This window comes from Nostoc sp. (assembly GCF_036917095.1).
Lineage (GTDB): Bacteria > Cyanobacteriota > Cyanobacteriia > Cyanobacteriales > Nostocaceae > Nostoc.
This window is the reverse complement of the sequence record NZ_JBALFH010000051.1, coordinates 17,988-40,800: the sequence shown is the minus strand read 5'-3', so window position 1 is coordinate 40,800 and position 22,813 is coordinate 17,988. Positions and strand designations below refer to the sequence as shown.

Annotated in this window: 14 protein-coding genes and 1 pseudogene; 9 read left to right on the top strand and 6 right to left on the bottom strand. The window is 43.7% G+C overall.

All coding sequences use genetic code 11. From position 1 onward, the window contains the following. Positions 1-670: 670 nt before the first annotated feature. Positions 671-3,559, bottom strand: coding sequence for an NHLP bacteriocin export ABC transporter permease/ATPase subunit (locus V7L01_RS30695; RefSeq protein ID WP_335041655.1), 2,889 nt, complete (start codon positions 3,557-3,559; stop codon positions 671-673). 331 nt (positions 3,560-3,890) lie between these two features. Between V7L01_RS30695 and V7L01_RS30690 the strand changes: the two genes are divergently transcribed. After that, positions 3,891-4,085 carry a hypothetical protein gene (locus V7L01_RS30690; protein ID WP_335041653.1) on the top strand — a complete coding sequence of 65 codons (195 nt, stop codon included), beginning with the start codon at positions 3,891-3,893 and terminating at the stop codon, positions 4,083-4,085. Positions 4,086-4,400: 315 nt separating this feature from the next. On the opposite strand, the gene V7L01_RS30685 is transcribed toward V7L01_RS30690, so the two are convergent. From V7L01_RS30685 to aroA, 3 genes are all read right to left on the bottom strand, one after another. Next, positions 4,401-6,632 carry an NHLP family bacteriocin export ABC transporter peptidase/permease/ATPase subunit gene (locus V7L01_RS30685; RefSeq protein WP_335041651.1) on the bottom strand — a complete coding sequence of 744 codons (2,232 nt, stop codon included), beginning with the start codon at positions 6,630-6,632 and terminating at the stop codon, positions 4,401-4,403. Between the two features lie 229 nt (positions 6,633-6,861). After that, entirely contained in the window at positions 6,862-8,301 is a 1,440-nt protein-coding gene (locus tag V7L01_RS30680) for an NHLP bacteriocin system secretion protein (RefSeq protein WP_335041649.1), read from the bottom strand. A gap of 265 nt (positions 8,302-8,566) precedes the next feature. Continuing rightward, on the bottom strand, positions 8,567-9,847 hold the full coding sequence (gene aroA / locus V7L01_RS30675) for a 3-phosphoshikimate 1-carboxyvinyltransferase (RefSeq protein ID WP_335041647.1): 1,281 nt from the start codon (positions 9,845-9,847) through the stop codon (positions 8,567-8,569). A gap of 507 nt (positions 9,848-10,354) precedes the next feature. Here aroA and V7L01_RS30670 point away from each other — a divergent pair. The 6 genes and pseudogenes from V7L01_RS30670 to V7L01_RS30645 all read left to right on the top strand — a co-directional run bounded on the left by V7L01_RS30670 (position 10,355) and on the right by V7L01_RS30645 (position 18,902). Next, positions 10,355-11,071 (top strand): DUF928 domain-containing protein, encoded by a 717-nt coding sequence (locus V7L01_RS30670; RefSeq protein WP_335041645.1) that lies wholly within the window; start codon positions 10,355-10,357, stop codon positions 11,069-11,071. After that, positions 11,068-12,021: pseudogene (locus tag V7L01_RS30665) on the top strand (adenylate/guanylate cyclase domain-containing protein); the annotation flags it as partial. The gene V7L01_RS30670 and the pseudogene V7L01_RS30665, both read left to right, overlap by 4 nt. Before the next feature lie 286 nt (positions 12,022-12,307). Further along, the gene (locus tag V7L01_RS30660) at positions 12,308-12,613 is read left to right on the top strand and encodes a hypothetical protein (protein WP_094330946.1); all 306 of its coding nucleotides are present in this window, start codon (positions 12,308-12,310) and stop codon (positions 12,611-12,613) included. A 671-nt stretch (positions 12,614-13,284) separates the two neighbouring features. Continuing rightward, a complete protein-coding gene (locus V7L01_RS30655) occupies positions 13,285-13,869 on the top strand; it encodes a tetratricopeptide repeat protein (protein WP_335041642.1) in 585 nt (194 codons plus the stop codon). 128 nt (positions 13,870-13,997) lie between these two features. Beyond that, positions 13,998-16,391 carry an EAL domain-containing protein gene (locus V7L01_RS30650; protein WP_335041640.1) on the top strand — a complete coding sequence of 798 codons (2,394 nt, stop codon included), beginning with the start codon at positions 13,998-14,000 and terminating at the stop codon, positions 16,389-16,391. Between the two features lie 279 nt (positions 16,392-16,670). Continuing rightward, a complete protein-coding gene (locus tag V7L01_RS30645; RefSeq protein WP_335041638.1) occupies positions 16,671-18,902 on the top strand; it encodes an FdhF/YdeP family oxidoreductase in 2,232 nt (743 codons plus the stop codon). Positions 18,903-19,145: 243 nt separating this feature from the next. Here the strand turns inward: V7L01_RS30645 and V7L01_RS30640 are convergent, their stop codons facing one another. Next, on the bottom strand, positions 19,146-19,595 hold the full coding sequence (locus V7L01_RS30640) for an orange carotenoid protein N-terminal domain-containing protein (protein ID WP_335041635.1): 450 nt from the start codon (positions 19,593-19,595) through the stop codon (positions 19,146-19,148). A gap of 302 nt (positions 19,596-19,897) precedes the next feature. On the opposite strand from V7L01_RS30640, the gene V7L01_RS30635 reads away from it, so the two are divergent. Further along, the gene (locus V7L01_RS30635; RefSeq protein WP_335041632.1) at positions 19,898-20,608 is read left to right on the top strand and encodes a Uma2 family endonuclease; all 711 of its coding nucleotides are present in this window, start codon (positions 19,898-19,900) and stop codon (positions 20,606-20,608) included. Positions 20,609-20,644: 36 nt separating this feature from the next. Here the strand turns inward: V7L01_RS30635 and V7L01_RS30630 are convergent, their stop codons facing one another. Next, entirely contained in the window at positions 20,645-21,826 is a 1,182-nt protein-coding gene (locus tag V7L01_RS30630; RefSeq protein WP_335041630.1) for a serine hydrolase domain-containing protein, read from the bottom strand. 143 nt (positions 21,827-21,969) lie between these two features. Here V7L01_RS30630 and fdhD point away from each other — a divergent pair, with 143 nt between their 5' ends. Beyond that, a complete protein-coding gene (fdhD, locus tag V7L01_RS30625; RefSeq protein WP_335041627.1) occupies positions 21,970-22,812 on the top strand; it encodes a formate dehydrogenase accessory sulfurtransferase FdhD in 843 nt (280 codons plus the stop codon). Position 22,813: the final 1 nt, after the last annotated feature.

The window sequence follows — 22,813 nt, the reverse complement described above, 5'->3', positions numbered from 1 at the left end:
AATAACAAATGAGTACTCCGAAATAACAAATGAGTACTCCGAAATAACAAATGAGTACTCCGAAATAACAAATGAGTACTCCGAAATAACAAATGCGTAGGCATACTTGTGTGTACACCTTAGACAAGCAGGGGGGTAAGAATAATAGAGTCCAAATAAATTGGATAATTTATTTTTTGGAGTTCTTTAAAGCCTGACTTTTCACGATATCTGGAAAACCTCTCTCCTAAAAGGCTACCGTGTACACACAAGTCGAATTACCCCCCTCAATCCCCCCTTGGAAAGGGGGGAAGCCGAAAATCTAGTTCCCTCCCCTTTACAAGGGGAGGGTTAGGGAGGGGTAAAACTTACGCTTAAACCCAGATGATTAAACTGTTTCAGACTTATGTGTACACCGTAGCCTAAAAGGAGAGAGACTTTGAATTTTCCCCCTTCCCGCATTGGGAAAGGGGTTATACCATTTCACGAAATACCTGATACAAATAGATTGATCTCTAATTCTTTCCCCCTGCCCCCTGCTCCCTGCACCCCTGCTGCTTCTTCTTCTCTTTGCGTCCTTCTCTACGAGACGCTGCGCGTTGGCGGAAGCCTCTCGCAGAGAAGGCGGTTCGTTAAAAAATTGACTTTGACAAACGGTTTTAGCCTTTAGCCTTAACTGAACCGTGTTGCCTTAAAGCTCCCCTTCTAACTGCTGGGCTACCAGTTTAGCAAATAACCCTGCTTGAGCAATCAATTCCGAAAAATTACCTACCTGCACGACATGACCACCGTCGATAACATAGATGCGATCGGCATTACGAATGGTGCTGAGGCGATGGGCAATCACCACTCTGGTAGCATTTAACTTAGCTAAACTTTCAGTCACAATTGCCTGGGTGCGGTTATCTAGGGCACTGGTAGCCTCATCCATCAAGATAATTTTGGGCTTGGAAACAAGCGATCGCGCAATCAATAATCTTTGCCGTTGTCCACCTGAAAGATTACTACCACCCTCGGCGACGATCGTATGCATCCCCATTGGCATTTGCTTGATATCATCAGCAAAGCCTGCCATTTGTGCGGCTGACCAAGCTTCTTCTAGCGAAACCAAAGCCCCGGCGGTGATATTATCAAAAATTGATGCTGTACCGATTTTCCCATTTTGCAGTACCACTCCTAACTGTCTTCGCACAGCTTGGAGTTCCATCTCTGCTAAGTCTTTGCCATCATAATAGATGCTCCCTGTCAATGGAGTTTCAAATCCCAATAACAACCGCAATATCGTTGATTTTCCACTTCCAGAAGACCCAACGATCGCGACAAATTCCCCTGGTTCGGCATGGAGGCTGACATCATTGAGGATTAAGCTGCCATTCTCAGAGTAGCGAAAACTGACACGATTTAGGGCAATGCGACCGCTTAATTGACCGGGGTTAACTTTGGTTGAGTCATATTCAGGCTGCGATCGCCAAATCGGTTTTGCTCGTTCCCATATTGGTACAATACCCCAAATCTCCGATAGAGTATTGCTTAGGTCAATTACTCCTTTGATAAAAATCGCCAAAGCATAGTTAAAAGCAACAAATGTACCCAGTGTTAGACGTGTCTGCATGAACAGCATGGCAAACCCAAACAGCAGTATAGAACTCACCAAAGGGAGTGCTTCGTTAAATATAGAAATACCATCTTTAATCTCTTGCCAACTCGCCTTCAGTCGGATCTGCTGGCTGTATTTTTTCGCCCAAGCTGCAAATGCGCGTTCTTCTGCCATTGTCACTCGCAGCTTGGCAACACCGTTGATTAGTTGGACGGTGAGTCCCTGAATTGTGCCATTGAGTTCTTGCTCTTTTTTCGATTTCTTCACCAAGAGGAAACTCGCAATAGTCGTAACCACAGCGGCAAATATTGCTAAACCCACGCCCACAAGCGCTAGTTGCCAACTGTAAATAAACATCAGCACCAAGTTGAATAAGGCAAAAATTCCACTCAACAAAGTCCGTTGGGTAGCACCACTGAGTTTTTGATGAATTTCCCTCACCGCCATAACGCGGTTGACTAAATCTCCAGAAGTATACTGACGAAAAAAGCTAGGACTTAATCTGAGTAACCTATCCCAAATGGCTGGCTGCAATATGCTATCAGTGGCGCTTTCGACTCGTAGAGTAATAATGCTTTGGGCAATTTGAAAAGCTAACTGCCCAAAGGCGACTGCAAACATGACCAATCCGATCTGCCACAGCAAAGCGCGATCGCTATCGGGAATGGCATGATTGATTAAAATTGCTGTTGCTTGTGGTGCAACCATTCCCAATATTGTGCCCAGTAACCCTACCACTAAAATACTGGCGATGTCTTTTTCATAACCCTTGACCCCAAACCGCAGTAGGTCGATAGCGTTGAGCGCAATTTGAGGTAACGGTCGATACAGAACGTAGGCTAATGGTGACAGTGTTTTTGCTATTGATTCATTTACAGGTGTCCGAGTCCGCGCTACGGGGTCAAAGATCGTATAATCCCGATTATCTGTAGGTAACAACGCCACTGGGCGTTCCAACTGGGTATAAGCTAACATCGCCCCTTGGTCTTGATGCCACCAGCCATCTGCTAAAGTGATACGCCGAATCCGAATTTGTGATGCTTGTGCGATCGCCCCTACAGGGTCTTTAATAGAATTCAAATCCTCTGCTGGTGGACGAATCTCTATTCCCAGCGATCGCCCAACTGCACCAAATGCTACCAATAAGGGCGGCGCTTCCTGAGAAAAAACCGCCTCCTGCTGTGGCTGCAATACTGTTGCTAAATCAGAAAGTGCCCCCTCTATTACTTGCTGATTAAATTGTTCGCGTTCCTGAAATCGCCGAAATTCTGCTTCTGTTTCTTTATTTGCCAACAAACTAAAGTAGTGAAAGAAATAAGTATGCAAACTGGCTAAACCTAACAGGAGTTCCTCGGAATTTTCTAAATCTGCCGTTGGTAACATCTGCCCGATAACCGCATCTTCTGCCTCCAGCCACATATCACTCGTGAGTGGAAATGCTGGTGAGGCAGAATTCAACCTTAATTCCTCAACTCCCATCCAGTGAGTATTACCTTGCTGCAACTTCACCCATAGAAGTGTTGGTTGGCTCCACTGTAGCGTTTCACCAGGGGATAATGAAAAATCCCGCCCTAATGTCTGCACAAGGTTTAATGGCGTTGTCAAAACTGTTTGCTGGGCACTAAGAGATTGTCCTAAATGATTTACCCAACCTTCTAAAAATTCTATGGCTTGAGAGTCAGCCGCCGCGATTTCCCTAACCAAATCAACCATTGACATCTGACATAATTGGGTGGGTTCAATTGCGATCGCTACAAAACTCCATTGGCTTTGTGCTATTACTTCCGGTAAAAATGCTGCACTAAACAATGCTTCACCAGTGTTGACATGAAACAGATAGCGGCGATGCTTTTTTGGTAAACTGTTTTCAATAGTCGCAAACACTGCCAATGTTCCAGACTGCACTATCCAGAATGTTTCTGGGTTATTCAACAGTAATGGTTCGTTTGCCTGAGAGAAGTATGGTTTGGAAAGAGGATTCACTTAAGGTAAATCGATGTGAGTTCGACGATTGGAAAAAGATATAAGAAAAACTATTGTATCCCGGCTGAATGTAACACAGATTTTTTGTGATGATATAGCAGTCCTAAATTATTTGTAAAAATAAATTAACCGCAGAGGCGCAGAGAACGCAGAGCAAGAAAAATCTGATAATCAATCGTCTTGGATGGAAAAATTGAGTAATTTAACGTGCGCCTCCGTTGGAGACTCACGTAAATTTAGAATTGCTGAAGAAGATTTGCCTTTCATGTCGCTTGAATAAGGAAAATGATAGAGTTAAAGGCGATCGCATAGCGAAAAATGTAAATAAGATATGGCTGACCAAAAAGATAAAGCTCAAGAAAAAAACCGCCTTGAACAGCTTCAAGAAGAACAAGGCAACACTGATCCTAAGCATTCAGGCGGTGCTGGCGCTTCTGGTGGCAACTCGGGTGCAGGTAAATCTGGCACATCAAAAATTTCTGCCACTGGTACACCTGATGATATCGAAAAAATCGATCCAGAGTAAAGCTGATTTTGACGCTGAGTCAAGGTTTAACTGCCTCGGCAATCATTAGCAACTCAACAATGGTGGATTGAATACCTGATTATTCAGTTCACCATAGCGATCGCAACGCTAAACTTTTAACTTTACCCAATCTCATCCTGACTCGAATGGCACGCTTGAAAAGCTCTAAGCTATGCAGATCGGGTTCAGTTAAAGACTTATAATTAAGACTGATATCAAGTTCGGATAATTACTTATTATTCAAAACTCTCCACGTAAGAGCGTCCCCGCATCAGGCTCAATCATCTCATTATTCAGCAACGCCACTCTATATTATTACGCCTCTGCCGCGTGAAGTAAGCGAACATAAGTTCCGCCTTGCTGCCATAATTCTTCATGAGTGCCACGCTGCACGATTTTACCTTGCTCTAGCACAATAATTTCATCACAATCGCGGATTGTGCTGAGGCGGTGGGCTACAACAATACAGGAACAACCACGCTGTTGCAAGTTACGGTTAATAATCAACTCCGTTTCTGCATCTAGGGCGCTGGTTGCTTCATCCAGTACTAAGACTGTGGGATTTCTCACCAAAGCGCGGGCAATTTCTAAACGCTGGCGTTGTCCACCACTAATATTCATACCGCCTTCAATTAACTCAAAGTCATATTTCCCAGGCATAGATGCGATCGCATCATGAATCGCTGCATCTTGGCAAGCCTGCACCAAATCAGCTTCTGGTACAGTTGAATCCCAAAGAGTGATGTTTTCTCGCACAGTCCCGGCAAATAAAAAGATATCCTGTTCAACCATTGCCAACCAGTTAGCCAGAACAGAACGCTTAATTTGCGATCGCTCTACACCATCAAAGCAGATTTCGCCTTCCCACGGTTGATAAAGCCCGCAAATTAATTTAGCAACTGTGGATTTACCAGAACCACTCCCCCCCACAAGCGCTATCCTTTGCCCTGGCTTGACAGTCAAACTCAAATTCTCAATCAAGGGAGGTTCTACACGACTGTACCCAAATGTAATATTCCGTAATTCAACGTGACCCTGTAATTGCCACATTGGGCATTGGGTATGGGAAAGACTTGTAATAACTTCCCCTCTGCTCCTCTGCTCCTCTGCTCCCTTGCCTCCCTCCACTTCCAAATCAACGGGGTTTTGCAATACATCATCAAGGCGATTTAAATCAGCTTCTAAATCTTGAAGTGTACTGCCGAAGTTAACGAGGCTATTAACCGGCTCTAAAAAGCTCAGTGTTAAACTTTGGTAGGCAACCAGCATTCCAATACTGAGATTGCCCTTCATTACCTGTAAACCACCAACTAGCAGAATAGAAGCTGTGGTTAGGGCTGTCAAAATTGTCGGTAATGTGGTGAGAATTTGAGTTTGTAAGCCTAATTGTTGTTGGGCGTTCAAGGCTTTAGCGTAATAACCCGCAAACCGAGCAAATAAATCTGACTCCAGCCCCGAAGCTTTGATGGTTTCTATGGTTTGGATGCCGCTAATCGTTACTCCACCCACCTTGCCATATTCCTGAGCTAGGCGCATATTTGCATCTACACGAGTTTGCGATAAAAATAAGAGGGCGAGAATGTTGATTAAAGCAAAACCGACTGCGATCGCACTCAGCAATTGGTCATACTGAATCATAATCAACAGGTAAAATATCATCATCACCGCGTCAATTACTGTAGTTGCCAAAGACCCTGAAAGTACTTCTGCCACCCGATCATTCAGTTGCACCCGGCTACTGATTTCCCCAGCAAAGCGTTGATCGTAAAACCCAATGGGCAATCGCAGAATATGCCAGAGGAACTGTCCTGATGTGCTGACTGATAACTTAACCATCAATCGCCGCAGGTAGGTAAGCCGCAGTCTGGCAAGGAATGCCCGTAATAAAGTAGTTAACAGCATTCCTAACAACAAAGGTCGTAACCAATCTTGCCGATCTTGGATTAAAATCTCATCGATAAAAACCTGAGAAAAGGCTGGTACAGCTAACCGAGGCAGTGTTAGCAATAACCCAGCTAGCAAGCAAAATAAAATAGTAACTCGTGAGTTTTGTAAGCGGCTAGTTAAGGCTGAGACAATGTGATTTTTTTTGCCTCCCTTTTGAAAGTCCGCTCCTGGTTCCATTGTCAGCACAACACCCGTGTATGCGCGATCGAACTCTTCCCAACTTACTGTTCTGCGACCATTGGCAGGATCGTTGAGGTAGACGCGTTTTTTGCTATATCCTTCTACTACGAGAAAATGGTTAAAATTCCAAAAGGCAATGTAGGGAAGGCGGGTAGCTGTCACCTTTTCCAGAGACAGTTTTAAACCTTTAGCATTGAGTCCATAGTTTTTGGCAGCTTTGAGGATATTAAAAGCTTTACTCCCATCCCGCGAGACACCGCATTCTTCACGCAGTTTAGCCAGTGGCACAATCCGACCGTAATAGCTCAGAATTATTCCCAAAGCAGCCGCGCCACATTCGACCGCTTCCATTTGCAAAAGTGTAGAAGTGCGGACACGATTTGGTTTAAATTTTGGAATTGGGGATTGGGCATGGGGCATTGGTATTAGAAGTTGAAAGTTGAGCTTCTGAGGATGAACGTTGAGCTTTTGAGGGTGAACCTTCAAGTTTTAACCCCAATACCCAAATTAACGCGATGTGCAACTTATTCTTAGAACCCCGCTTCCATTCCTCTCCCCCACAGGGAGAGAGGCTTTGATTCTTGCTCCCCAACGCTAGTAGGGAAGGGGTTGGGAGTTAGGTCTGAGAGAAAGTTGCACACGGCGTAAATTAATAAATTCCTGTCCAAGAGCGCAGCATAGGAATAATATAAGAAATCGGTGCTTTTTCTCCAACTTTCACTTGAACAGAGGTAGTTGTCCCAGAAGATATTTTTAAGGCTGGGCCATCAGAGGATGACCATTTGTAGCCACTGACTGATGTAGGGTTTTCTTGGAGTTGGACAAAAGCTTGCACCTTGCCTTCACCTTTACCTGCAAGACTAGCGGCAATTTCTTTGTTACCAACGATCGCTGTAATATCTTGTGTAGTGACAGGAAATGAAGAAATATCTGCAACGGTTCCGACAATGCCACCTTCGCGCTCGCGTTTAGCAAAGCTGGGAGTCACTTGTACAGCCATCCCAGGCTTGATTTGCTTACCATCTTTATTAGCAAAGTAAACAAGACTCATAAGTTTTGAATTTGGCTGTTCAGCTTCAATTGAACCCAAGCGACTACCCGGATTCATCATTTGTCCAGGAACAGCACTCAGTTCGAGAATGTGACCATTATATTTGCTAATAATTCTACTTTCTTGAGATAGTTGGAGTTCTAATTGGGCAATTCGCCGCTTTACTTCCCGAATTTGATTTGTTTTGTCAATTGATTGCTTTAAATCTTGTTCGCGTAATTTAGTATTTTGAGTATTAATATCTTTAATTTTGGTTTTAATTTCGTCAATTCTATTAAGATTTTCCAGATATTCTCGTTGCGTAGTGGTTTCTTGGATTTCGAGATCCTTGAGTTGCACGTCAATATCTGATAGTTCGCTTTGAGTATTAAAATATTCTTGTTCGGCTTGCACCAGCATATCTTGGCTGATGACATGCTGCTCAAAAAGGTGACGACGGTTATCAACCCGTCCTTTGAGAGTTTTGAGTAAGTAATTAATTTGTTGTTTGCGGGAATTAATGCTTTGACGTTTTTGTGCGATCGCTCTCAATGTTTGATCGCGTAGTTTCGGCGCACTTTGCTCTCGGCGCAGATTACTTTCCAAATCGAGTTTTTGCTGCCCAAGCGTCATGATTTGTTGGTCAATCAGCAGCTTTTGTAACCTGTCAGTTTCTTGATTCTGGGTTTGCAGTTGTTGCAACTTTATCTGCTCTTGCTGCAACTGCTGCTTTAACGCTGATTGGTCGATAATACCTAGAACATCACCTTGTTTAATAATATCCCCTGGCTTGACCTTGAGAGTTAGTAATGGGCCAGAACTAGGTGCTTGAAATTCCACAACATGATGCGGTTTAATCAAGATACCTTGGCCTGTGACTGTGAGCGGAATTCTACCAAACACACTCCAAACCCCAGCCACAGCAACCACAAAACTCATCGCAGATAAAGTCAACCAAGCTTGAGGCTTGACCACATTTATTGCTCGATCGAGTTGTTCTGGCGAAGATAAGCGCTCTAGGGCTTCTTGGCGGAAGATGTGGCTGTGTTTTAGTTGCATAGTTCTCCTTGTTGCTGAAAGCACCTAGAGCTTCAAGACTTATAGACTTTTAAGATTAAAGTGCGATCGGGGAGAACTAGGGGAGAAATAAGGAAAGCGATCGCTTTTACTGCCTCACTTAGGGAGTATCCTTCTTCCTTTGCGACGGACACTTTCCTCAAGTCGGGAAACCCGCCCACGGAAGTGTCCTACTCTTTGCGTCCTTTGCGTGCTTTGCGGTTCGTTCTCTTATCCCTGAAATTTAATGAGACAGCCCACTACTCTCTTATTGCTCTAACATTTGGAAGAATCGGGTAAAGTAATCTGGAAAGGTTTTCGCTGTACAGCCAGGATCTTTAATTACAATCCCTGGAACCTTCAAGCCAGTGACAGCAAAAGCCATCGCCATTCGATGATCGTGATAGGTTTCAATGGCAGCTGGGGTAATGGGGCCAGGCTCAATTTTCAGTCTATCTGGAAATTCTTCAACCTGGACTCCTAGCCGACGCAACTCTGTTACCACAGCTTTAATCCGATCGGTTTCCTTATATCGAATATGTTCCACGTTCCGAATGGTAATCGGTGAACTGGCAAAGGGCGCGATCGCTCCTAATGTTTGCACCAAATCCGATATATCATTCATATCAATGTCGATGCCTTGCAATTGCTTCGGCCCCGTCACTTCCGTGTAATCATCCGAAGCCTTAATTTCGCAACCCATCTGTTCTAAAACATCTAGCCACAGAATATCACCCTGACAGGATTGTTTGGTCAAATGTTTGACGCGTACCCGTCCACCTGTGACGGCGGCGGCGGCAAAAAAGTAAGAGGCATTTGACGCATCAGGTTCTACTGTGTAATGTCGAGCTTGGTAACGTTGACCCGCTTTAATCTGAAATTGATTATCGCCGATTTGAATCACCTCAACGCCAAAATCTGCCATCAGACGACAGGTCATTTTGATGTAAGACAGAGAAACCAGTGTACCCTCAACCTCAAAAATCGTATCCTGTTGAGCATAAGGCGCAATCATCAGCAATGCCGAAAGTTGCTGACTTGTTTGGTTGGCTTTCAAGCGAAAATTTCCGCCAGCGAATTGCCGACTATAAAGGGTGTAGGGCATAAACCCGGAGTTTCCCTCAAAGCTAACGGTTGCTCCACCCGTTTCCAGCACCGCCAGCATGTCACCCATCGGTCGTTCTCGCATCCGAGGAACGCCATCTAGGCGATATTCACCATTACCCAGTGCCACCAGCGCCGAGATAAACCGTGCTGTAGTACCTGATAAACCCACAAATAAATCTGCCTGTTTAGCTGGAATGTCACCTCCTCTTCCCGCTAGTTGGATCTGTGCTAGATCGGGATTCAGTGTAATGGGAATGCCTAATTGCTCTAAACATTTAGCAAAATACTCGCTATCTTCACTAAATAAGGCATTTTCTAAAATGGAGTCACCTTGCGCTAAAGCTGCGACAAGCAACGCCCGATTAGTAAGACTTTTAGAGCCGGGAATTTCTACCGTGGCATCCACTGGCCGATTTAGAGCAGGAATTTCAATGGTATCCACGTTAAACCTCTACGTAGGCGGTTAGCTACAACTTTATATATTGCCATATTGTGGCCAAAAAAGGGGCAGGGGAGCAGGGGAGCAGGGGAGCAGGGGAGCAGGGGAGCAGGGGAGGCAAGGGGAGCAGGGGAGCAGGGGAGCAGGGGAAGAAGACCCATGCGCCAATCTGACTCTTCAAAGCTCACGAAAACCTAAGCCTTTTCTCAACGGTCTAAGGGGGAAAATTCAAAGTCTCTCTCCTTTCAGGAGAGAGACTTTCGGCGTTGCATATTTGCGGGATGATTTTGCTAGTTTTGTGGGATGGGCATCTTGCCCGTCCCTTGTATTTCAGGGCGCTCGTGTCGCCCACCCTACAAGAATCATCCCTTGATTCAGCAACGCCAGATTTTCCAGATACCGTGAAAAGTTAAATGACCAATGGCTCGTAGTTGAGTGGAAAATCTGACTCTGCTTTTGGGAATACTTGATTTATTCACCTGACTAATCTAGAATCCAGGCATTATCAATATGAAATGGATCGTACCATCTCTATATGTAGCCTTTTCTTTACCTTTGTATTTACTTTCTGCTTTAACAGCACAGGTACAGGCTCAGTCATACCATCGCAACAAAACTTGGCAGATTAGTCAGGCATTTAAGCCACCACAGCGGGGGAAACCTCCTGCAAGTGCTGGTGGTTCTACTCGTGGTAGCTCTTGCCTAACAGGGAAAAAACTAATAATTCCCCTAATCCCTCCAGATAAGTTAGGGCTGACATTTGCTCAACATCCAACATTTTTCTGGTATGCACCTCCATCTCAAGTCAAAACAGCCAAGTTTCTGCTTTTAGCTGAAGACCAGAACGTATTTTATGAAACATCTTTTACACTTCCAAATAAACCAGGAATTTTTAGCTTCAAACTTCCTGACAGTGCCCCTGGACTTACTATAGGTAAAACTTATCATTGGTATCTAACAATTGTTTGTGATGCTGAAGACTCCAGCGAAAATCCCACTGTAGATGGTTGGGTGGAACGCACTCAACCAGGATCGCGCTTGTCTGAGGCGTTAACCAAGGCAAATTTATATAAGTTGCCCACCATCTATGCAGAAGCTGGGATTTGGCATGAAGCACTGACTAGTTTGGTGCAGCTACGCCGGACTCAGCCGAATAATTTCAAAGCGAGGCTGGATTGGAGACAATTTTTCAAGTCAGTAGGTTTGAGTGCGATCGCTTCAGTTTAAAGCTGGGAGGAGAACGCCGAAAAGTTACGGTTCTTGTGTCTGATTTAAGAGGATTCTCAGCTTTTTCGGAACAATTGCCACCTGAAGAAGTAGTAAAGATTTTGAATCTTTATTTGGGAACAATGACAGAGGTAATCAATCAATATAAAGGCACAATTAATGAGTTTATGGGTGATGGGATTTTTGTGATATTTGGTGCGCCAATTAGTCGCAAAGATGATTCTCAACGAGCGAGCGCTTGTGCTATTGCCATGCAATTAGCAATGCAGCAAGTGAACAAACAAAATCAGCAAATGAATTTCCCAATCCTTGAAATGGGAATTGGTATTAATACAGGCGAGGTTGTGGCGGGAAATGTTGGTTCTCAAAAACGCGCTCAATATACAGTTATTGGCAGTCATCTTAATTTGGCTGCCCGAATTGAGTCTTATACCGTAGGAGGACAAATTTTAATTTCTGAAAATACTTGTAAGGATGCCAATATTGACCTCCAAATTGCTGGACAACTACAAATAGAACCGAAGGGAATAAAACACCCTGTGACAATTTGTGAAATTCGTGGCATTGGCGGTAAATATAATTTATTCTTGCCTAAATATGATGAAGAAATGATCGTTCTCACTCAAAAAGTGCCTGTAGAATACTCCATTTTGCAGGGGAAACATACAGTAGGAACAGTATTTATGGGGGAATTGATTAGCCTCTCAGAAAAAGGAGCGCAGCTGCAATCGCCACATTCTTTAGAACTCTTGAGTAATCTCAAACTCAAGTTATTGATTGAAGCAGCAATGGCTACAGAAGAAGATATCTATGCCAAGGCGATCGAACAGTCTAATGTTGACGAGCATCTTTTTCTGCTTCGGTTTACAGCTGTTCCCCCAAAAGCGATGTCTGGCGACAAGCCGCTAGGCGTCTACGCAATTCTCAATGCACTGCGTCAGCTAGGGTGAGATTAAGGCATCAATCTTGAAATGGTAACAAATGGAGGTGTATGTAAATAGGGTAAACCGAAAAAGTAGATAGTTTAGCTTTTTCTAAAACAGTAACAATTGTTGCTGATACAACCAGGCGATCGCGGTAAGATTTTGGACTTAAGCCCGATCCAACTCCAATAACTCATAATTTTCAACGAATAATTAATAATTCGTAATTTCTGCTATGAAGCAACTCACTTGAGTTCTGGAGTTAAAAATATGATTTCTTCTAAAACTGAGATTCAATTACATCCAAGAACAAATGACAAACGGAAACAAATTTCAAAGGTTAGTAGAACTTGCAAATGATTATGGAATTATTTGCGAACCAACACCAGAAGAATGTTTGATTGCAACCTTGCCTGGAGACGATGATTTCTTATTAGCTTTTACTTGGTCTGGTACTGTTGAGGGAGAGCCACCAGAGCATGAGTTAATCGCAATTAGTGTACAAGATATAGTCAAAGAAGTTACCGTTGCAGCTTGGCAAATTCCTTTTTATTTATTCGGAAACGTTTTAAGGCAAGCTCAGATGCTTGTCGCTGCTCATAAAGATTTTGTTAGCTAGTAGACAAGCCTTAGCTAAAAGGATGTTTGAGAAGTATCAAATATTTCTTGATTCCCCCTAACCCCCCTTAAAAAAGGTGGGAATAAGAGTCTTAAAGTCCCCCTTTTTAAGGGGAGCCAGTGCGGTCTTCTCCCAAGGGGAGACGCCAAGGGCGATAGCGCAGCGTTAGCGAGCCTGCGAGCGTCTGGGGGTTTCCCCCATGAGCAACTGGCGTGGATTTAGGGGGATCTCCAAGGGTTAGATGTATACAAAAAAACTTTTCAGACATCCTCTAAAAACTACTATCCCTGTCCACTGTGGCAGGGATTTTTATTTAGACTTTGAAAAGTATACAGGATTTTATTGGCTCAGTTTTTTGCTATCCGGCAAAAACAAGCTTGTCTTATCTAGGTTTTCTCTATGTAAATACTCGTAAACAAACTTAAGGTATTATAAAATTTGTAAATATTTGTAACTAACTCAAACTTTATATCCTTATATTATACATCTCAATCCTTGATTAAGACTTCAGAGCAAGCAGATACCTGTATAGTATGTCAATTGAGTGCTGATTGCAGCACTTTGGGATAAGCAAGATTTATCAACACTGCAAACCCTTTCAGAGAACAACATCTCTCTCTTGCCACCAGCCTGAAAAAGCTAGCAGTCTACTTACTATTATCAAGGAAGCTATGACTATGACCAAGCCTAACCGAGGAGTGCTTTTTCTGCAAGCTTTAGGACAGAGAAAACGGCTTCTGGAAGTAAAACATCCTTTTCTCACGACCAGCTTAAAGGAGCTAGCAAGACTCTACTATTATCAAGGACGCCATGACCAAGCCGAAGAATTGTTAGTGGAAGCTTTAGAACAGAAAAAACCGCTGTTGAGAAAAAAACATCCTTTTGTCGCCACCAGCCTGAAAAAGCTAGCAGTCTACTATTCTCAAGGACGCTATGACCAGGAGGAAGAGTTGTTAGTGGAAGCTTTAGGAGAGAAAAAACGGCTGCTGGGAGAAGAACATCTTTCTATCGTCGCTAGCCTGAACAACCTAGCAGTCTACTATTCTCAAGGATACGACCAGGAGGAAGAGTTGTTAGTGGAAGCTTTAGGAGAGAAAAAACGGCTGCTGGGAGAAGAACATCCTTCTATGGTCGCCAGCCTGAACAACCTAGCGTCACTTTATGATTTTCAAAGACGCTACGACGAAGCCGAGGGGCTATATCTGCAAGCTTTAGCAGTGTTTAAACACCTGCTGGAGACTTATCCAGAATGTTAATTTAGTCTGAAGTTCCCGAAATGGAAAGATAGAGAAAACTTCAATCCATGCAGGGGACTGGTCAAGCGGTATAGTCAGGTTCAGCCCCAATACTTCTCGGTTAAGCATTTTTAATTTGGAATCGGGTTTTGGGAAAAGGTTACTGGGTTTGGGGTAAAGGTTTTTTCTTGCCTTTTTCCCCTTCACCTTTTCCCCTTAACCGAGCAGTTTTGGGTTCAGCCTTCTCTCTTCATACTTTTATTTTGGCAAAGGTATTGGCTTATAAATATTGGCTAAGTAGTTGGCTCAAATCCATCACGGCTTTAAGAACACTGTACACAGATATTGCGTTGAGAGAGTTGATACTAAAGGCACTTACTCTCCCCAGTTCTGGACAACTGGCGGCAGCCAAGCAAGAACTGGAGCGGGAAATCAGCGATGTCTATGACGAGCAACTCTTGGAGACGCCACGCGATCGCTTACTCAAGCAGGCAGAAATTGCGATCCAACAAAGCGAGATTCGCTACCGTGCGATTGTAGAAGATCAGACTGAAATGATTGCCCGATATTTACCAGACGGCAGACTCACGTTTTTCAACAAAGCTTTTGCGCTTTATTTTGGGCGATCGCCAGATGAACTGCTCGGCAGCCACGATCAACCGATTATCTTGGAGGCAGATCGGGAGCGAGTTGCTGAATTTGTAGCTTTAATTAGTGCTGATAATCCCGTTGTGATTATTGAAAAGCGCGTGGTTGTGGCAGGTGAGGTGCGTTGGACTAAGTGGCATAACCGAATGATATTTGACGAGCAAGGATGCTTTCTGGAATTTCAATCGGTGGGATACGATATCACAGAATTCAAGCAAATTGAAGAAACACTTTTTCAAGAAAAAGAATTAGCCGAGGTGACGTTGCAATCGATCGGAGATGCAGTTCTTACCACAGATGCGTTTGGCAGGATTAAATACCTCAATCCGATTGCAAAATTTCTGCTTGGATGTAGTCAAATATCCGCAGAAGGGTTGCTGTTAGAAGAAGTCTTTGGAATTGTGCATGAAGCGACACGGGAGACAGTTCAGAACCCAATTCAGCAAGCGTTAAAGGAAAATCAAACTGTGAGTTTAGCAAACCATACCGTCTTAATTAATCGGAATAATCAAGAAATTGCGATTCAAGATTCAGCCGCGCCCATTCGCAATCGTGAGGGACAAGTGATTGGCGCGGTTATGGTGTTTCGTGACGTGACTCAGAACCGCTTGCTTGCGCGTCAGCTATCCTGGCAGGCAAGTCATGATGCCTTAACCGGATTGGTGAATCGCCACGAGTTTGAGCAGCAGATTGAACAAGCATTGCATCTTGCCAAATTAGACTACCAGATTCATGCGTTGTGCTATTTGGATCTCGATCACTTCAAAATTGTAAATGATACCTGTGGTCATCTGGCTGGAGACGAATTACTGCGTCAAATTACTATCCTATTGCAGGAAAAGATTCGGAAAACTGACACCCTGGCACGGTTAGGGGGCGATGAATTTGGCGTATTGCTCAGTCAGTGTCTGCCGGCGCAAGCTTTACGAGTTGCCAATGAGCTGCTTGAATGTGTTCAAGAGTTCCGGTTTGTTTGGCAAGAGCAGGCATTCTCAATTGGAGTAAGTATCGGCTTGGTGGGTATTGACGCGAATAGCCAGAGCCTTGCAGAGATTATCAGAACGGCTGATGCAGCTTGCTATACCGCGAAGAACTGGGGGCGCAATCGCGTGTACTTTGCTCAGACTGACGACCGGGAGCGACTGCAACAGCGCGGGGAGATGCAGTGGGCCAGCCGCATTTCTCATGCTTTGGAAAGCGATTGGTTTTGTCTCTATGTTCAACCCATTGCCTCTATCACTCCGGTGGCTCAAAACGGCGACTATTATGAAGTGCTACTGCGGCTCCAGGATGAGCAGGGAAATTTAGTGCTGCCGATGGCGTTTATTCCAGCAGCAGAACGCTACGACTTGATGCACCTGATCGATCGATGGGTAATTCGGACTCTATTCAGTAATTGGATAAGGTTTGTTGGCGATAAACAAAGCGTCTATGCAATTAACCTCTCTGGCTCTAGCATCAACGACGATCAGTTTATTAACTTTCTGTATGAGCAGTTTACCCTACACTCCATCTCACCCCAGTCCATTTGCTTTGAAATTACCGAGACTGTGGCGATCGCCAACTTGAGCAAAGCCAGAAAGTTCATTCAGTCACTTCAACAGATAGGCTGTCGCTTTGCGTTAGACGATTTTGGCGTGGGGATGTCGTCGTTTGCTTATCTCAAGTCTCTGCCTGTAAATTACCTCAAAATTGACGGGAGCTTTATTCGTAACATTATCGAGAATCCTGTAGATGATGCGATCGTGACAGCAATCACATACATTAGCAATGTGATGGGTATTAAGACCATTGCTGAGTTTGTAGAGAATGACGCAATTTTAGAGCGAATTACGGCACTAGGAATTGATTACGCACAGGGATATGGCATTGCAATGCCTCGCCCATTGGGATAAATCAGGATGTTGGGTTACGCAAAGCCCATTGGTGTCAACTTAAGCCTTGGCGAATGGAATTCGCAGCTACACAGGCAAAGTCCGCCTGCGCGGACTAAGATCAAATCAAAGTTTTGAAACCCACGGAGGTGGGTTTTGTTTGTGTAGACGCGGTTTCTAACCGCCCATTTCGCGTTAAGTTGACTTTTCATTTCTTCTATCTGGATTTTTAACCGCCTGCTACTCAATTGCTACTCAAAACGGTAGCCTAATAGAATCCAGCAACTCACACATTGCATCATGTTACCTAAACCCAAAAAGCACTGGACACCTTCAAATTGGGCAAGTTGGAAACCTTTTGGCATTGGCGAACAGTATCCCAACAATTTTTGGGAGGTATTTCGGGCAATCTGGCTATCTCGTGACAAACTACCTTATGCGTGGAATATTCTTGATAAAGGTGTCTGCGATGGTTGCGCTCTCGGAACAACCGGGATGAAAGATTGGACTTTAGATGGCATCCATCTCTGCAATGTCCGGTTGCGGTTGTTGCGGATGAATACTATGCCAGCTTTTGACCCTGTGCTATTGACGGATGTTTCGCAGTTACAAAAGCAAAAAAGTGCCCAATTACGCGACTTGGGACGACTTCCTTACCCGATGATTCGTCAACGTGGGGAAAAAGGCTTTCGTCGTGTGAGTTGGGATGAAGCTTTAGGCGTAATTAGCGATCGCATCCGCTCCACTACACCAGACCGTCTCAGTTTTTATGTTACCAGTCGCGGTACTGTCAACGAAACTTATTATGCTACCCAAAAAGCTGTGCGGGCAATGGGAAGCAATAATATTGATAACGCTGCCCGTATTTGCCATTCTCCCAGTACGGCGGGATTAAAAGCTGCTTTGGGTGCTGGGGCTACCACTTGTTCTTATAAAGACTGGATTGGTACTGATTTATTAGTCTTCATTGGCTCTAATGTTGCTAACAATCAGCCTGTTACCGTCAAATATCTCCATTACGCTAAAAAAGCTGGCACAAAAATTGTAGTTATTAATACTTACCGCGAACCAGGAATGGAGCGCTACTGGGTTCCCTCAATTGTGGAAAGCGCCGTTTTCGGTACAAAGTTTGCCGAAGACTTCTTCTTAATCAACATGGGCGGGGATATAGCATTTTTAAATGGCACTATTAAACATATAATTGCTAACAACTGGGTAGACCAGTCATTTATAGATTTATACACAGATGGCTTTGCTGAACTCAAAGCATCGTTAGAAAATCAATCTTGGGAAGAATTAGAGCGGCTTTCTGGAACATCCCGCGAGTCAATGCACGCTTTTGCCAAAATGGTCAAAGAAGCTAATAAAGCCGTATTTGTTTGGAGTATGGGCATTACTCAGCATGAATGCGGTGAAGATAACGTGCGAAGTATCATTAATCTAGCTCTTACCAAAGGTTTTGTCGGTCGGGAAGGCTGCGGTTTAATGCCAATTCGCGGCCACTCTGGAGTGCAGGGTGGTGCAGAGATGGGATGTTACGCCACAGTTTTTCCTGGTGGTAAACCTATCACCCCAGAAAATGCTGCCCAATTGAGTCAGCATTGGGGCTTTGATGTGCCAGCAAGTAAAGGTTTAATTGCTCCAGAAATGATTAATGCCGCACATCAGGGGGAAATAGAAGTGTTGGTTTCTGTGGGTGGAAATTTTTTAGAAGTGCTACCAGAACCAGATTATGTGGAAGCGGCACTGAAGAAAATACCGTTGCGGGTACATATAGATATTGTTCTCTCCAGCCAAATGTTGGTAGAACCTGCTGATACTGTGGTGCTGTTACCTGCGACGACTCGCTACGAAATACCAGGAGGAGTTACAGAAACGAACACCGAACGCCGGGTAATTTTCAATCCAGAAATTCCGGGGCCGCGCATTGGAGAAGCGCGTCCAGAGTGGGAAGTGTTTTTAGAATTGGCAAGGCGGGTAAAACCAGATTTGGCTGATAAGCTGGCTTTTGCTGACACAGCTGCTATCCGCCAAGAAATTGCTCAAGTCGTCCCCCAATATGCAGGTATTCAACACTTACAGCAAGCTGGCGATCAGTTTCAATATGGTGGTTCACATTTGTGCTTTGGTTGGAACTTCCCCACAGCAGATGGTAAAGCACATTTTGGCGTATTATTGCCACGCCAAAGAGAATTACCAGAGGGTTATTTTTTATTAGCAACCCGCCGAGGCAAACAATTTAATAGTATGGTGCAGGAACGCAAGGATGCAATTACTGGGGCGGTGCGAGAGGCGGTGCTAATGAATGCTGCTGATGCAACAAAGTTGGGTTTAAAAGATCGCGATCGCGTCATTCTTAAGAATGATTTAGGCGAGTTGTTGTGTCAAGTCTATATTGCGCCAATTCAGTCAGGAAACTTGCAAGTACATTGGCCAGAAGGGAATGTGCTACTAGATAAAAGTAAGCGATCGCTCGAAGGTGTCCCTGATTATAATGCGATCGTGCGGTTGGAAAAAGAATGCGACAAATAAGACCACTTGTAGAGACGCGATTCATCGCGTCTTTACCCAACGATGTGTTGCAATCATTAATTGAATTCGTATAATCAAGCGGACTTGATATAACTTGCATCAAGACTACCGCAAAGACGAGCATCTCTGCGGTAGTTCTAAGTTAACAACTATTCAAGTAGAATAAAAAAGCCTAGTCTAGCTTAATTTGCTACTTTCAGTTATCTCCAATTCTAGAAAGCTATTGAAAGTTCTTGGACTTACCTAACCGAACGTTTCCACGACACTCAGCATGAAATTAATCCGTTGCTCAAAGTCTAGATTTTTGACCAATGCGACAAATTCATCAGTTTCACCAGGAAGTTGATAGTCCGAGGGCACTTGAATGATGGTTCCATCCTCCATTCCTTGTGCCAGCAGAAACCAAACGTCTAATTTGGCATTAGGACTTAAACTATTATAGGTTTGGCTGATATCGTTAGCTGCACCATTAACAATGTCGCGTTGTGCTTGTAGTTGCTCTTCTTTAGACAAGTCCAGGAATTTGTCAAACACTGCTCTGGCAGGAGTTTCAACGCTTAGAGGAGGTGCTGGTTGTAGCTGCTCTTTAAGATCGATATAACCGAACCAGAGTAGGGCTAGCTGAGTATCTACATCAAAGCGTTGAAAAGTTTCTAAAGCTGGTCTTGTTGCTTCATCAATTGTATAAGTCATAAAAAAGTCCAACTAAGTTAAAGGTATTCTGCTTTCAGTACTTCACATAACTTAACGAACAAATACAGATAGATAACCCTACTTAGGGTAGGTATAGGACTTATTACATAAGACAGATAGAGATAACTGAAATTGCTAGTTACAAAAATGCCTGCTTCGATGTATATGAAAGCTAAGTAACGACTGTGACTCTAAGCGATCGCTGGAAGGGGTTTCTGATTATAATGCGATCGCACCTCTGGAAAAACAAACCTAGATTACGGTAAGTTTAAATCACCCATCTCACCCCAAAACTTGCAGCCATGTCCGCCGCCAAAGATTTTGAATTCCCAAATGATGTAATATTTCCTCTAGGGGATTTATATAGTGACGAACCACCTTTGGAAAGCGAATTACATCTACGCCAAATAATTCTGCTGTTGCAATCTTTGGAATTGTGGTGGCGAAACCGCAATGACTTTTACGCTGCGGGTAATCTAACAATTTACTATAGCCAACGGCAGAAGAGATCGGAAGAATTTCGGGGGCCAGATTTTTTTGTAGTGCTGGGATGTGAACGCAAAGTCCGTAAAAGTTGGGTTGTTTGGGAAGAAGACGGGAAATATCCCAACATAATTGTAGAGCTTCTCTCGAATTCTACAGCCTCAACTGACAAGGGTTTGAAAAAACAAATTTTTCAAGATATCTTTCGCACACCAGAATATTTTTGGTTCGATCCCAATAATTTAGAATTTGCTGGCTTTATCTTGATTGGCGGTACTTATGAACCGATAGAACCTAATCCTCAAGGATGGCTGTGGAGTCAGCAGTTAAATTTGTACTTGGGTGTTTATGAAGATAAATTGCGCTATTTCACTGCGGAAGGAAATCTAATCCCCACACCTGAAGAAGTCGCTGAACAAGAACGAGAACGCGCTGAACAAGAACGACAACGTGCTGAACAAGAAAAGCAACGCGCTGAACGCCTAGCAGCCAAATTGCGAGAACTGAACATTGACCCAGAAAATTTATAATGCCAGTAGGGTGAAAATTATAATTACAAATTACTATCATTTATTCTCGACAATATCTAAACCTGTCCTACCTACTGATTTAAGATCAACATTCTGATTGTTTAGCAGCACTACTATAGTGGTATTTTGATTGGGTAAATATGCAAGCAATGTTGCGAAGCCATAAGCTATACCACTATGCCCAATTGCTTTTGCTAAAGGAGATGAAAATCGTTCTACACCCAAGCCATAGCTATAGCCTGCGCCATTATCTTTAAATTTCAGCATTTCTTTCATCATCTTCGGCGAGAGTAAAGTTTTTTTGACAAATAACGCTTTGGCGAACTTGGCTAAATCCTCTGCTGTTGAAACCAATCCCCCATCTCCCAAACCATTGCCATCATTGACTTCGGCGTAGCTATCTAGCTTACCATCCTTATTGCGATCGCTATAACCTGTAGCTACTTCGCCAATTGTCGGTTCGCGCAATTCCGTGAAGGTATGTTTTAATCCCAATGGTTTTAAAATCTGACTGCGGATTGCTTGGGCGAGAGTTCCCCTAGTGATATTTTCAACAATCAGTTCCAAAAGAATGTAGTTGCAATCAGTATAAATAAATTTTTCTCCGGGATTTGCCTTCGGTTCTTCTTGATACATATACTGAATAGCTTCTCTGGCTGTCCAAGGCTGCGAACGACTTCTTTTGGCAGTAGCTTGAAGAAATGCTTTTGTATCTAGATATTCAGCAACACCACTGGTATGGTTGAGTAGTTGACGAACTGTAATTTTGTCGCTGTTGACAATATGAGGACTGATATCTCTTGGTAAGTAGGTTGCGATCGCCCGATCTAATTCTATCTTCCTTTGCTCCACTAATTTCAGCACAACCACCGCCATAAAAGTTTTACTCATACTGGCAATAGAAAAGCCATCTGTGGGTTTCATCCGGGTTTTAGTTGACAAATTATTGACACCAGATGCTCCCAGCCAAGAACCTTTAGGTGTAGTAATATACATTACTGCACCAGGGATTTGCTGTTCTACAATTATCTCATTTAAAAGTGTCTGTAGTTGAGAACTTTTTCCTACCGTGGAGGTAGACATGACTTGTTTCGCAAGAGATTTTTCAATTACTCTCTGACTAATGTCATTAGCCACTAAGTATCCTGCAAAACCAAGGGAAATCACAAAGACTATTGCAAATAAAATTTTTCTGAAAGCCAAAAATCTTAGGTTCATTTTACTTCCTAAACAGAAACATAGCCGATCTAGCTCAACAGCGTAAAGTAGTTGGCGAGCATCAACCTGACATCTGACATACAAATAGCATTACTCTGTTTCCAGATTAGTATCAAAATTTAAATTCACCAAATCTCACAAATATGAAAATGCCAACTAAAAGCAAAACCAAAGCCACTGTTTGGGTAGTGGAAAAAGGTCAAGTACGGCCTCGTTTAGACCAACTCACCACCGAAGAACCTTTAGAAATTCGCCTTACCCCTTTCCAGAAGACAGTAGCTGTAACCATGCGGACACCAGGGGCAGATTTTGAACTAGCTGCTGGCTTCCTCTACAGTGAAGGAGTGATTAGCCGCAGGGAAGATATCCGACGTATCAGTTACTGCGTGGATGAATTGGTGGATGGCGAACAGCGTCATAACATTGTAAATGTAGAATTGCGGGATGGCTTGATTCCAGACTTACAGCCTTTGGAACGTCATTTTTACACTAGTAGCGCCTGTGGGGTGTGTGGTAAAGCTAGCCTTGAGGCTTTGCGGCTGCGGGGATGTCCAGTGATTCCTTCTGGCCCAACGGTAACACCTGAGATTGTATACAGCCTACCAGACAAGCTCCGGGCTGCTCAAGGTATCTTCACTGCTACAGGAGGCTTGCACGCAGCGGCTATCTTCAATATTCAAGGACAACTGTTAAACCTGCGGGAGGATGTTGGGCGACACAATGCTTTGGATAAATTGATTGGTACAGCTTTGCTCAGTGACGAGTTGCCTTTAAATAATTGTATTGTCCTGGTCAGCGGACGCTCTAGTTTTGAGATTTTGCAAAAATCTACAGCTGCTGGAGTTCCGATTGTCTGTTCTGTTTCCGCCCCCAGCAGTTTGGCGGTGTCTGTCGCCCAGGAATTCGGGATTACTTTAATTGGATTCCTGCGCGGAGAACGGTTCAATATTTACAGTGGTTTACAAAGAATAAACGCCGGCACTTAAA

Bases quoted from the DNA above. Each gene is read 5' to 3' on its own strand.
- V7L01_RS30690 (WP_335041653.1), top strand. From the start codon at position 3,891: ATGGCTGACCAAAAAGATAAAGCTCAAGAAAAAAACCGCCTTGAACAG.
- V7L01_RS30685 (WP_335041651.1), bottom strand. From the start codon at position 6,632: ATGCCCCATGCCCAATCCCCAATTCCAAAATTTAAACCAAATCGTGTC.
- V7L01_RS30680 (WP_335041649.1), bottom strand. From the start codon at position 8,301: ATGCAACTAAAACACAGCCACATCTTCCGCCAAGAAGCCCTAGAGCGC.
- V7L01_RS30670 (WP_335041645.1), top strand. From the start codon at position 10,355: ATGAAATGGATCGTACCATCTCTATATGTAGCCTTTTCTTTACCTTTG.
- V7L01_RS30660 (WP_094330946.1), top strand. From the start codon at position 12,308: ATGACAAACGGAAACAAATTTCAAAGGTTAGTAGAACTTGCAAATGAT.
- V7L01_RS30655 (WP_335041642.1), top strand. From the start codon at position 13,285: ATGACTATGACCAAGCCTAACCGAGGAGTGCTTTTTCTGCAAGCTTTA.
- V7L01_RS30645 (WP_335041638.1), top strand. From the start codon at position 16,671: ATGTTACCTAAACCCAAAAAGCACTGGACACCTTCAAATTGGGCAAGT.
- V7L01_RS30640 (WP_335041635.1), bottom strand. From the start codon at position 19,595: ATGACTTATACAATTGATGAAGCAACAAGACCAGCTTTAGAAACTTTT.
- V7L01_RS30635 (WP_335041632.1), top strand. From the start codon at position 19,898: ATGTCCGCCGCCAAAGATTTTGAATTCCCAAATGATGTAATATTTCCT.
- V7L01_RS30630 (WP_335041630.1), bottom strand. From the start codon at position 21,826: ATGAACCTAAGATTTTTGGCTTTCAGAAAAATTTTATTTGCAATAGTC.
- fdhD (WP_335041627.1), top strand. From the start codon at position 21,970: ATGAAAATGCCAACTAAAAGCAAAACCAAAGCCACTGTTTGGGTAGTG.